We start from the raw sequence: 12,659 nt of genomic DNA, 5'->3' as shown, positions 1-12,659 counted from the left end.
AGCCTAGCCCAAATCCCCATTTTTTATATAGAAATCTCCGTCTGCCACCAAAGGGTAGCTGAGAGAAGCTTATTTTTTGTCTTTATTTTTAGCAACTGCTGCTTTTTGTTGGTTGATGATTTGACGGTAAACTTGTTGAACGCGTGCTTCACTTGGTTTTTGACCATTGGCACTGAGCAACATCCGCACTGCTTCTACATTAAGACGTGGATTTTCCGCAAATTCCTTTTCGACCTGACGGCGAAGCAAGTACATACCAAGCAAAATCCCACCAAAGAAAGCCAGCATAATCAATAAAATTGCTAACAATGTATTCATAATAATCCGAACTCCTGTTTCATTTTTTACATTACTCTTAATTATACCAAATTATCTCTATTTTTCAAAATCAAAGCCATAGAGAGTCGCGAAATAATCTTCTGGCCTTTCTGCCCGACGAATCATGCGAGCCTGACCATTTTCCTCCAGGAGAATCTCGCTAGAGCGCAATTTGGCATTGTATTGGTAGCCCATGGAGAAGCCGTGGGCACCGGTATCGTGAATAACCAGCGTATCGCCAATCTGACTGACAGGTAGCTCCCGCTGGATGGCAAATTTGTCGTTGTTTTCGCAGAGGCTGCCGACCACATCGACAATCTCCGTCGGTCCTTCTGGCCGATCCATATTGGTAATATGATGATAGGCTCCATACATAGCCGGACGCAGGAGATTGACCGCAGAAGCATCCACCCCCAGATAGGTCCGATAGGTTTGCTTTTTGTGAGTCACCTTGGTCACCAAGAGACCGAAAGGAGCCAGCATAAAACGCCCCAGCTCAGTGAAAATCTTGACCTGCCCCAGACCAGCTGGTGTCAGGATGTCCTCATAGGCTTGACGAACTCCTTGACCGATGACTGCAATGTCATTTTCCTCGCCATCAGGCTGATAATTGACCCCGACACCGCCAGACAGATTGATAAAGTCTAGCTTAATTCCCGTTACTTCTAATACCTCAACCGCCAGCTCAAAAAGCTGCCGAGCCAGCGCTGGATAGTAGTCATTGCTGACAGTATTGGAGGCCAAGAGGGCATGGATGCCGAATGTCTCTGCTCCCAGCTCCTTGAGGTCTTTGAAGGCCTGAATCAGCTGCACCTTGGTCATACCAAACTTGGCTTCCTCTGGATGATCCATGATACTGGTCCCCAGCTCAAAGACACCACCGGGATTGTAGCGGCAGGAGATCACCTTGGGAATCCCAGCCACTTCCTTCAAGAAAGCCACATCTTCGTAAGCATCTAGATTGATGGTCGCTCCCAGCTCCCGCGCAAGACGAAACTCCTCGGCTGGCGTATTATTGGACGAAAACATGATCTCATCCCCAGCAAAGCCCAGCTTTTGGCTCATGAGCAGCTCCACATAGCTAGCACAGTCCACCCCGCAGCCCTCTTCCTTGAGGATTTTTAAAATAGCAGGATTTGGTGTCGCCTTGACGGCAAAATATTCCTTAAAACCAGCATTCCAAGCAAAAGCCTCATGCAAAGCCCGTGCTCTCGCCCGAATCCCCTTCTCATCATACAGATGGAAAGGCGTTGGAAATTGCTCGGTCAGCTCCGCCAAGCGCTCACGACTGATAAATGGAGTTTTCATATACGCTCCTACTTTCTCTTTTACTGACAATATTATACCACAAGTGTCGGCTAGGGAGGGGAAAAAATAGGCTCCAGAATTTCTATAATGGTTTTATCCATCGCAGAAACCCGAGAGCCTTTAAATCTTAAAATTATAAAATATTTATATGGAATAAATTGGGAGTTATTACCTTATATTCATTTACATGCGTGCTCTGAACTCGTTGGTCGTTTCGAATCCCAACTCAATTGCCTCAATAACTGAGAAGAAGGCTACAATGTTGTACTTCTCAGCTCGGTTCGAACTTACAGAATTTGTCATGTAGTAACCTGCTTTCTGAAATATATTGTAATGGAAACTCTATATTAAATTGTATTAAAAACAACAATAATTCATAGGAATTAACAATCTTATAACAAGTATAATTAACAAGCTTAGTAATAATATGTTATACATGTTACGATACAATGGTTCCTTGATGAATTTGTTAAAGTCTTCCTCAGAAATAAACATTTGATTCACATAAAGATCTTTTAAACATTGATATTGTTTTCTAATATTTCTAATATCTAAATTAAACATTATCATGATGATTAACAAAGCCATAATCAAAAGTAATAACAATACATTAGTTTTTTCTGAAGTTGAACAAACAATTCTTCCAAATAGATTTTGACCATCACTCTCTTTTATAAAATCAAAAATAATCAAAGAAAAAGCCGTCAACCAACCAAATAATTTCGTATTTAAACTTGAATTAGATTCACTAGTCATAGTCGAAATTTTTATAAAGTCATCTTTTAAATTATTTTGAAGTTCAAAATAATGGTCTGTTTTTCCACTAACAATTCTATTAAAAATAGATTCTGCTTGATTTTTAACTAAGTCTAATTCATCGAGTTTTTTGCGTTTAATAATCAAACTTCGAATAATCTGTAACTTTACCTTATAAGCCTCACTGTATTCTTGTTCATTAACAATCCATTCATAAATTTCTAATAATCCATCGGTAAAATTTCCTTTTCCAAATTCAGTTTCAAAGATAAAAGAATCTAAATCTCCTTCAAAAGTAAATTCAAGTTTATTTTGTTGTCTCCTTGTTCGATTAGCTAAAAGAAGTAAAACATATATGTTTATAAGATGGCGTACTCTATCACTTTTAGAACTATATTTTCCTCCGGACAAAAGTTCTAACGAAATTTTTAATTTTTCATATCCTACACCACGAATAATATTCAAACTAATAATTTTCAAGTAGTCTTCAGCATCAGATTCAGTAACTACATTAAATGTATTAGTTGTCGAATCAAAATATTGTATATTATCATAATTTTTAATGCATAATTTATCAAAAATTTGTTGTAAGTTATGACTAGGTGTATCTATAAACTCTTCTTCAAAAACCCAAATATTGGCTTGATTAACGATATAGTACCCACCATGCTTTATTTCACCAATCTGTTTTGATTCAAAAATTTGTCGTAAAGGAGAATTTAAATCTATAATCGCAGCAGTATTTTGCCATTTTTTTACTATATTAGTCATTCATCTATACCAAGATTTTGTAAAACTTGAGAGCGATACCTATCCTGAATATCCAACTCTAACTTACCTGTATCTCTATTATATTCTACTTCTTGCCTATCTTTCATCTCAATAATATTATCCGTATAAATACTCGTTATATCAGATATTGGTAAAGATTTTTTAAAATGTTTAACAATCATTTTCTTAGATATATCAAATTCTGAATCTAAATCCAATGATCTTTCAGAAAAAATCTCACTTTCATCATTTGTATCCAACAAATTATTTTGAACTAATTTATTAGTTAGCTCAACCTTGTCAAAAGAAATACTTTCAAAAATATATTCTAATGATAAATCTTTAACTTCTTCATAGTTTTCTCTATTTATAACTTCTTCAGAAAATAATAAGTTATTATTAATAAATTTAATCAATGTGTCAGTATTAGTATCACTATCCCTAAAAAGTTTTAAATCCAAAAATTTATTATACCAAAATTTAGCCGCAGTATTACTTTTATCAACAATGGTTACATTATCAAAATTATCCTCAAAAATACAAATCTTGTAGTAACTATTATCTAATCCTAAATCTTGTCTAATAGCAAATGTTTCAGGATCGATTGCATTCGTCGATTCTAGCTTTATCAACTTAATACGACTACCAATTTGCTCAATAAACAGAATACCTGTTCTAATAGTTTTATTTCTTTTCCCATCCTCATTCGTTTCTGCTGACAATAATTTATCAGCGAATTTTTTAAAATTGAAATTATCTTTAGGACTATAATTTTTAAATTCAAACAATACTGAAGTGTTTGTTTGTTTTTCAGGAGGTAAAATACACTTTACGGACAGATGAGATCTTTGATCACCTATCAAAAAATTAAACAACTTTCGGATGTTTTTTACCTTTTCTTGATCGAGTGTCCGCTCTTCAACAACTTCATCAATGGAGTATACTTTTATAGTCATACTAAAACCTCATTATTAGTGATGTTTTAATTATACCAAAAACCCCAGCAAATTGCCGAGGTTTATAGCCTATTTCACGAGTTTCTTCATCTCATCAATACGTGCAATGGTCGCATCATATTTCGCTTGGTAGTCGGCTTGTTTGTCGCGTTCTTTTTGGACGACTTCTGGTTTGGCATTGGCTACGAAGCGTTCGTTAGAGAGTTTCTTGCCAACCATATCCAGTTCTTTTTGCCATTTAGCCAGTTCCTTGTCGAGACGAGCCAGTTCTTCTTCGACATTGAGAAGGTCTGCGAGGGGCAAGTAGATTTCTGCTCCTGTGATGACGCTTGACATAGCCAGTTCAGGTGCAGGAATGGTTGATGCGATTTCCAAGTGTTCTGGATTTGTGAAGCGTTTGATATAGTTGACATTGCTGTTAAAGAAGGCTTCCAAGTCGCTATCGCTTGTCTTGACAAGGATGGTGATAGGCTTGCTTGGTGCTACGTTTACTTCCGCACGCGCATTACGAACGGCACGAATCAAGTCTTTGAGGCTTTCGACACCAGTGTGAGCAGCAAGATCTTCAAAGGCTGGGTTGACAGTTGGGTATTCTGCTGTAACGATAGAGCCTTCTGAGATTTGTCCAAAGATTTCCTCTGTCACGAATGGCATGATTGGGTGAAGAAGACGAAGGATCTTGTCCAAGGTGTAAAGGAGAACAGAACGTGTGATGACTTTCTCTTCTTCGTTATCGCTATAAAGGACTTCCTTGGTCAACTCAACGTACCAGTCCGCAAACTCGTCCCAGATGAAGTTGTAGAGGATGTGGCCAGCAACACCAAATTCAAACTTGTCAAAGTTTTCAGTGACTTTACCGATAGTTTCATTGAGGTTGTGAAGAATCCAGCGGTCTGTGACGTTTCCAGCTTCCTTGTTAACAACTTTTTCCACATTAGCAGTTGCTTGCTCAAGAGTCAATCCTTCATTGTTCATGAGGATGTAGCGAGAGATGTTCCAAATCTTGTTAATGAAGTTCCATGAAGCATCCATTTTCTCATAAGAGAAGCGTACGTCTTGACCTGGTGCAGAACCATTTGAAAGGAACCAACGAAGGCTATCTGTTCCGTACTTATCAATAACATCCATTGGGTCAATCCCGTTACCGAGAGATTTCGACATCTTGCGTCCTTGCTCATCACGAATGAGACCATGAATCAAGGCATTTTTGAATGGCGACTTGCCAGTAAATTCCAAACCTTGGAAAATCATTCGAGATACCCAGAACGGGATAATATCATAACCAGTCACCAAAGTTGATGTTGGATAATAACGTTTGAAGTCTTCTGAGTCAACATCAGGCCAGCCCATGGTTGAGAATGGCCAAAGGGCAGAACTGAACCAAGTATCCAAGACATCTTCGTCCTGAGTCCAACCGTCACCTTCAGGAGCTTCTTCGCCGACATATATTTCACCCTCAGCATTGTACCAAGCAGGGATTTGGTGACCCCACCAGAGCTGACGAGAGATTACCCAGTCGTGGACATTTTCCATCCATTGGAGGAAGGTATCGTTGAAACGAGGTGGGTAGAATTCGACCTTGTCCTCTGTGTCTTGGTTGGCAATAGCATTTTTGGCCAATTGGTCCATCTTAACGAACCATTGCGTAGACAAACGTGGCTCAACTACGACACCAGTACGCTCTGAGTGACCAACACTGTGAATACGTTTTTCGATTTTAACGAGGGCACCGATTTCTTCCAACTTGGCAACGACTGCCTTACGAGCTTCAAAACGGTCCATGCCTGCAAATTCAAAGGCCAAGTCATTCATGGTTCCGTCGTCGTTCATGACGTTGACTTGTGGCAAGTTATGACGTTGACCAACCAAGAAGTCGTTTGGATCGTGGGCAGGTGTGATTTTCACGACACCTGTACCAAACTCAGGATCTGCATGCTCGTCCCCAACGATTGGAATCAATTTATTGGCAATTGGAAGGATAACATGTTTGCCAATCAAATCCTTGTAGCGTGGGTCTTCTGGATTGACCGCAACGGCAACGTCCCCAAACATTGTCTCAGGACGAGTGGTCGCAACTTCAAGGGCACATGATCCATCTTCCAGCATATAGTTCATGTGGTAGAAGGCACCTTCGACATCTTTGTGGATCACCTCAATATCAGAAAGGGCTGTGCGAGCTGCTGGGTCCCAGTTGATGATAAACTCACCACGGTAGATCCAGCCTTTCTTGTAAAGCTCGACAAAAACCTTGCGAACGGCTTTTGACAAACCTTCGTCAAGAGTGAAACGCTCACGAGAATAGTCCACAGAGAGGCCCATCTTGCCCCATTGTTCCTTGATGGTCGTCGCATATTCGTCTTTCCATTCCCAGACTTTATCTAGGAATTTCTCACGACCGAGGTCATAGCGGGAAATGCCCTCACCACGCAAGCGCTCCTCAACCTTAGCCTGAGTTGCAATCCCCGCGTGGTCCATACCAGGAAGCCAAAGGGTATCAAAGCCTTGCATGCGTTTTTGACGGATGATGATATCCTGCAAAGTCGTATCCCAAGCGTGACCAAGGTGGAGTTTACCTGTAACGTTTGGTGGCGGAATCACGATCGAATAAGGCTTAGCCTTTTGATCGCCTGAAGGCTTGAAAACATCGGCATCAAGCCATTTTTGGTAACGACCAGCCTCAACCTCGGCTGGATTATATTTAGGTGAAAGTTCTTTAGACATGTGTTTGCTCCTTAATATATTCTTGAATAATGTATTTGTTCTAAAAAATTTTTTTCTTTTTCTTCATTTTCTGACAAAACAGTGATATCAATATTTTTATGATAATGATTATACAAATAATCTGTAATATTTCTTTTTAACATTAAGAGTTCTCTTTGATTGTTTTTTTCACTATTGTTATAGATTAACAATAAATCAATATCGTTGAAAAATTTATTCTCTAAAGAAGATCCAAAATGATAAAGTTCAAACCGAATCTTCACGTTTAATATTCTTTTTAATTCTATATCATCAATCAAACTTATAACCACGTTCCCCGTAAAGCCTCTTACCATCTTTTTCATCAATTCCAGTATAATATTGAGATGGATCTAGAAAGTTTAATGCGCCCATAAATTCACGAAATGTAAATAACCCAAATTGATTTTCTAGAGCATATTTTTTTGCTTCGGATGTATAGCTATTCCACATGCTAATAGTTACTAAAGCATCAAAACCTTCATCAATTTTTTCAACAACATCATTAATTGATACAGTATACTTATTAGTTAGCCATACTAGATATATATTACCATTTCCAAGAACTAACTTGTAAACAAAATCTTCCATTTTTTCATAATAGACAATATTAGAATGTCCACTTAAACTTTGTTCAAAATAAAGAACCGACTCTGGTCTTGGTACGTCACTATAATTTGACATATTATTTTACTCCTTGATTACTAACAATTTTTTCCAACATCTCAGGAAATTCTTCTGGAAATGGTTCGTAAGCATTTGAATCTAATCGCTCTTCATTATTTTGTTCAAATGATGTTACATTTAATTCAAACTTATGAAATAATGACTTTTCTTTTCGACTAAAAAGAAACTTATACTTTTGATATATATTTAAGATTTTCTTATTATTGTCAATAATTTTCATCTTGGATTCACACCATATTTTAAATGAAGCTTCGCTCATTGGACTATTTAAAGCAACGTCTGACTTTGGACCATACTTATAAAATATTTGGCTATTTCCATCTAAAATTTCAAGTATCATTTCTGATATTTTAATTTTTGAAGTACTATTATTTACTTTATTTTCTTTAGTTAGATAGCTTCTAATAATATTAAGGATTTTATCCTGAGCTTTTGGGTTTAAATCTTGATACTTTTTTATTAAATCTTCTGTCAAAAGAATATTTTTCTTAGAATTAAAAGTTAATTGTGAAGCACAGTTGTACTCACCATTTTTAACATTACAATTCTGTTTGCCTATAAAAACAAAATAAAGCTCATATCCTTTATAATCCTTTTTCGCTAATTCTTTTTTAGAAATTGTGCTACGTATTTTCTGATTCTCGCAAGTGCACGAAACTTGAACAACAACCTTATTATTGCTATCAATTAAATCAATCGCTTCAAAGTTAGACTGTTCTATATTTAAATTTCTCAACTCCCAAGAAAACAAACTATTTAAAATTTCTTTATAAAAAGATTCTGCCAGCACAGCATTATCAAGTAAATTAATCTTTGCTCTTTTCTCAATAATCTCATTTAAATCTCTTAATGCTAATATGAAGCCATCAATATTATCACTTGTATTCATATATTCCACTCCCACTCACTCCTCAGCAATCCATAAGCCAATTCTGCACAGCGATTGCCTTGGGCATCTTTGCGGTCTCGGATGCGAGCTTCAAGGGTGAAACCAAGTTTCTCAGCGACTCGCTGACTTTGTTTATTGTAATCAAAGCATCGAATTTCAACCTTGTGGAGTTTAAGAATGGTAAAAGCAACTTCTATCAAAGCACTGACGGCTTCTGGCACATAACCCTTTCCCCAATAATCTGGATGCAGGAGGTAGCCAATTTCAAATACATCATCTTCATGGCGATGATTGAAGTCACAAGAGCCAATGACTCGGTCTTCCCCCTTAACCGTAATGCCATAGCCAGACGGAAGTTCCTTCTTTTCTAAATTTTCAAAATAGCGATTTTCAAAATAATCACGCTCTGTTTCCAAGCTATCTACAGGAGGAAATCCAGCTGGATAACAGACTTCAGGCAGACCAGCATAAGCAAACATATCCTCCACATCATCTGCTGTTCTCTGACGCAATATCAAATGCTCAGTTTCCAACTTTGGCAACTCTTTACCATTATAAGATTCAAGAAGCTTCATTCAACCCTCCTTTCCGCTACATAAAAATAATCCCTTCCTAGTCAGACTAGAAAGGGACGAATGTGTTTATCCGCGGTACCACCCAATTTCGGGCAGATACCCGCAACTTTTCTCTTCTTCTTTCTCTTTTATGACGTCGTTAAGTCGCTTTGGCATACGCTAGTATAGCCTGCAGCTCCTTGCCTAGTCCTAAAAGGAAACAAAAAGACACTTTTATTTCAATTTTTCATCCATCAGCAACCAGCTTTGACACATTTGTGGACTTCTCAGCACCGCCACTTTCTGTAAAATGCTTGACTCAAAACACCTCTGATGAACCTATTCTATCACCTTTCCAGTGAAAAATCAATAATTTCTCTCACCCAAAAGTCCGTCAGGCAGGTCGTGAAATGCTTTGCCCGCCTGATAGTTGGCGAATTTCCCCAAAAGGAACTGGTAGGCATCTAGACGACTTTCATAGCGAATGGCCGCTTCCTTGGCCCTCTCGTCCTGGTCCGCCTCGTAGACTGCCTGACTCTCCTTGAGAGCCATCTCGTTAATCATGACCTGGGTCTTGACCCAAGCTTCAAAGTCTTGTAAAAATTCCTGTTCGTAACTCATGTTTCTCACTTTCTAACTGCAAATACCTAGTCCAAATCTCGGTAAAAATCACTGTCAATGTCACGGAAAGGCTGAATGTCCTGTACATACTCCAGCACCCCCTGAAATTCACCGGCCTCATCCCGCACCGCCGCATAGGTCACATGGACAAACTTGCCCCGCGATTCCGACTTGAACCACATTTCAAACTTGTCCCGCTCTCCCTCGCGCAGAACCTTGAAAATCCGCCGCACCTTGTCCAAAAACTTGGGCGGGTGGCAGAGCTCGACATTGCGCCCTATCTGGGACGGCGTCCGCTTGAAAATCATCTCGTCCGCCGGCACACTGTCATTATAATACTGGAAAATATCGTCCTTATTGACAAAGGTAATCTCCATAGGCAAATGATCCAAAATCAGATTGGCCTCCGCCACCGACAGATAGCCATGACCAAAAGGCTGCTGGGAGTCCCGATTAATGGCTTGCTCCTTCTTTTCCTTAGGCTTAAAGGAAATGGTGACCTGACCATCCGGCGTATCAATGACCTGCTGAAATCTGCCATCACTAGCCTGTTCTGTGCTGGCTGGCGCTTCGCTTCCCTCATCAGCAGCATCCCCAGCTTCCTCCTCCGAAAATGAGTGACGCGCAGGAATCCATTTCTCCGTCGGCTTGATGATAGCATAACCATAAGCATCACTCTCCTTAGCAATCTTGAGCCAGTCATCCTGATGAAAGGACTCGAGGAGAATCATAAGAAGGATAGACTCTTCCTTGAAAATCATAGCTTCAAACTCAGCCGCAAAAGTCTCAAACTTGTCCTTGACTTCTTCAATCGAAGTATCAGGCAGCTGCTCTGCAGCAATCTTAGCCTCTTGGAAAAGGTCGCGAATCTGGTCGTCTACCCCCCACATGACCTTGGGCGGCGAATCGTGGCCGTAGCTCTCCATGATAGGAAACATGAGCTCTTCCTTACGCTGATAGTGGATATCAAACTGCCCCACCAAACTCAGCTGACGCTGGAGTCCCTTGCGGATTTCAGGTAGAAGATCCTCATCTTCTGTGCTTTCATAGGTAGATAGGAGCCTGCGAACCCGCATAAGGGCAGCCCGAAGCGCTAGATTTTCCTGCTTGAAGATCTGAACAGGATGGCTTGGATGGTCGGTATCAGCCACCTCCACATCCTGAATGGCTCCTTTAAAGAGGTTGGCATGGACATTGCAGAGGGACATGACGTCTTCAAAGGTCACTCCCGTATTCGAGTTCATCAGCTCATGCTCCATCAGGCTGATCTCAATAGCAGACACTCCAGTAAAATGCTCGTTGAAAAGCTCCTGAACAGATTCTGCAGAAGCTCCGTTATGTAAATCCAGCAAGATAGACTTGAGGACTTCAATGCGTTCAGTAGCCATGCCTAAATCCCCACCACTTCATAGCCGTTTAATTCCAGAGTTTGCTTGATTTTATTCAGGTCAATGCCATTCATGGCAGCTCCTTTTTTGATAGAAACCACGCGCCCGACTGTATTGCGCATGACGGGATTGGCCAGAGGCTTAAAGCCCAACTCGACCAAAACATCCAAAACTTCAGGCTGCTTCTCAATCACTTCTGCCACTGGAATAGACAAATCAATCACATTATCCATATGCCCTACCTCCGTGTATTTTTTATTATTATATCACAAAAGATGTGTCCAATAAAAATCCTTTCCATCACTTACTCAAATCCGAGCTTAGAGAATATAACAAATTCTAATAGGCTATAAGTTATTTTTATAAGGACACTGATAAATTTAATTTCACAAGGAAAGGCTATTCCTATCAACCATTTCTGAGATTTTTTTCACAAACTTCTATCTTTTGCCAAGTCACGGCTTCATTGAAAACGCTTTATTATAGTGATATAATGATTTTAAATACAGAATAAAGGAGATGCCCTATGTCTATTACAAAATTGTTGAACATTAAGTACCCTATTTTCCAAGGAGCTATGGCTCAGATTTCCCACTACCAACTGGCGGCAGCTGTTTCCGAAGCTGGCGGACTGGGAATCATTGCTTCAGGAGGAATGACGGGTGAGCAGTTGCGCGAAGAAATCCGTGAACTGCGTAAATTGACTGACAAGCCATTTGCCGTCAATGTTATGCTCATGATGAAAAATATCAAGGATATTGTGACAGTTATCATTGAAGAAAAAGTTCCTGTCGTAACGACTGGGGCTGGTACACCAAAATTCATCATGCCTTATCTGAAAGAGGCAGGTATCAAGGTTATCCCTGTTATCGCCAGTGTCAAACACGCGCAAAAAATGCAAGAGCTCGGAGTTGATGCCGTGATTGCTGAAGGTTCTGAAGCCGGTGGCCATATCGGTGAAACCAATACTATGGCTCTCATTCCTCAGATTGTTGACTCCGTTGATATTCCAGTCATCGCTGCAGGTGGAATTGCCGATGGTCGTGGTCTCGCTGCTGCTTTTGTCCTCGGTGCACAAGGGGTTCAGATGGGAACTATCTTCCTAGCTTCTGAAGAATGCCCAATTTCAGCAGGTTACAAGGATGCCATTGTCGCGGCCAATGATACTGCTACTGCCGTTACTGGTCGTATTGCTGGTGCGCCGGTTCGTTGTATCCGCAATGAAATGACCGACCACTATATCGAACTAGAAAACAAAGGCACCAATCGTGACGAACTCGAAGAAATCACCATCGGTTCTCTTTCTAAAGCTGTTTACGAAGGAGATACCGTACATGGCTCTATGATGAGTGGCCAAATCGCAGGCTTAGTCAAGGAAATTCGTCCATGTAAAGAAATCCTCGACACAATCGTTGCCGATGCTCAAAATGTTCTCCAAAACACTGAAATCAAGCTATAATCCTCTAACTCAAAAGAGAGTGGGACAGAAATCGGTAATTCGTTAGAATTCGATTTCGTCGTCCCACCTCCGCACAGTTGAGTAGGGCTGTAAAAGCTGATGAAATCAGCGTAATAGAGCCCACTCAACCACTGCGTCTTGCTCGACAATCCAAAGACAATTGAGAGGCTAGGACTTTTGTCCCAGCCTCTTTTGCTGTTCATTTAGGCTTGT

Annotated in this window: 13 protein-coding genes; 1 reads left to right on the top strand and 12 read right to left on the bottom strand. The window is 40.0% G+C overall.

Going from position 1 to position 12,659, the window contains the following annotated elements; genetic code table 11:
- Positions 1-69: 69 nt before the first annotated feature.
- The 12 genes from D8790_RS02870 to D8790_RS02815 all read right to left on the bottom strand — a co-directional run bounded on the left by D8790_RS02870 (position 70) and on the right by D8790_RS02815 (position 11,220).
- The gene (locus D8790_RS02870) at positions 70-318 is read right to left on the bottom strand and encodes a YneF family protein (RefSeq protein ID WP_125387501.1); all 249 of its coding nucleotides are present in this window, start codon (positions 316-318) and stop codon (positions 70-72) included.
- A 57-nt stretch (positions 319-375) separates the two neighbouring features.
- Positions 376-1,626 (bottom strand): diaminopimelate decarboxylase, encoded by a 1,251-nt coding sequence (locus D8790_RS02865; RefSeq protein ID WP_125387500.1) that lies wholly within the window; start codon positions 1,624-1,626, stop codon positions 376-378.
- A gap of 357 nt (positions 1,627-1,983) precedes the next feature.
- Positions 1,984-3,153, bottom strand: coding sequence for a hypothetical protein (locus tag D8790_RS02860; protein WP_125387499.1), 1,170 nt, complete (start codon positions 3,151-3,153; stop codon positions 1,984-1,986).
- Positions 3,150-4,109 carry a hypothetical protein gene (locus D8790_RS02855; protein WP_125387498.1) on the bottom strand — a complete coding sequence of 320 codons (960 nt, stop codon included), beginning with the start codon at positions 4,107-4,109 and terminating at the stop codon, positions 3,150-3,152. The genes D8790_RS02860 and D8790_RS02855 overlap by 4 nt, the downstream gene beginning before the upstream one ends.
- Before the next feature lie 69 nt (positions 4,110-4,178).
- Positions 4,179-6,830 carry a valine--tRNA ligase gene (locus tag D8790_RS02850; protein ID WP_125387497.1) on the bottom strand — a complete coding sequence of 884 codons (2,652 nt, stop codon included), beginning with the start codon at positions 6,828-6,830 and terminating at the stop codon, positions 4,179-4,181.
- A gap of 11 nt (positions 6,831-6,841) precedes the next feature.
- Positions 6,842-7,093, bottom strand: a complete 252-nt coding sequence (locus D8790_RS02845) for a nucleotidyltransferase (protein WP_260470261.1) — start codon at positions 7,091-7,093, stop codon at positions 6,842-6,844.
- Between the two features lie 28 nt (positions 7,094-7,121).
- Positions 7,122-7,532: a hypothetical protein gene (locus D8790_RS02840; protein ID WP_125387496.1), complete on the bottom strand. Its 411-nt coding sequence runs from the start codon at positions 7,530-7,532 to the stop codon at positions 7,122-7,124.
- A gap of 1 nt (position 7,533) precedes the next feature.
- Entirely contained in the window at positions 7,534-8,424 is an 891-nt protein-coding gene (locus tag D8790_RS02835) for an SMEK domain-containing protein (RefSeq protein WP_125387495.1), read from the bottom strand.
- Positions 8,421-8,999: a GNAT family N-acetyltransferase gene (locus tag D8790_RS02830; protein ID WP_125387494.1), complete on the bottom strand. Its 579-nt coding sequence runs from the start codon at positions 8,997-8,999 to the stop codon at positions 8,421-8,423. The genes D8790_RS02835 and D8790_RS02830 overlap by 4 nt, the downstream gene beginning before the upstream one ends.
- 345 nt (positions 9,000-9,344) lie before the next feature.
- The gene (locus D8790_RS02825) at positions 9,345-9,599 is read right to left on the bottom strand and encodes a DUF1912 family protein (protein WP_061602884.1); all 255 of its coding nucleotides are present in this window, start codon (positions 9,597-9,599) and stop codon (positions 9,345-9,347) included.
- A gap of 26 nt (positions 9,600-9,625) precedes the next feature.
- Entirely contained in the window at positions 9,626-10,987 is a 1,362-nt protein-coding gene (locus D8790_RS02820) for a DUF438 domain-containing protein (protein WP_125387493.1), read from the bottom strand.
- Between the two features lie 2 nt (positions 10,988-10,989).
- Complete coding sequence (locus D8790_RS02815) at positions 10,990-11,220, bottom strand: DUF1858 domain-containing protein (protein WP_015605542.1); 231 nt, start codon at positions 11,218-11,220, stop codon at positions 10,990-10,992.
- A gap of 293 nt (positions 11,221-11,513) precedes the next feature.
- Between D8790_RS02815 and D8790_RS02810 the strand changes: the two genes are divergently transcribed.
- Complete coding sequence (locus D8790_RS02810) at positions 11,514-12,446, top strand: nitronate monooxygenase (protein ID WP_125387492.1); 933 nt, start codon at positions 11,514-11,516, stop codon at positions 12,444-12,446.
- Positions 12,447-12,659: the final 213 nt, after the last annotated feature.

The sequence above is a fragment of the Streptococcus cristatus genome (assembly GCF_003943535.1).
GTDB classification, from domain to species: domain Bacteria; phylum Bacillota; class Bacilli; order Lactobacillales; family Streptococcaceae; genus Streptococcus; species Streptococcus cristatus_L.
This window is presented reverse-complemented; position numbering and strand designations above follow the sequence as displayed.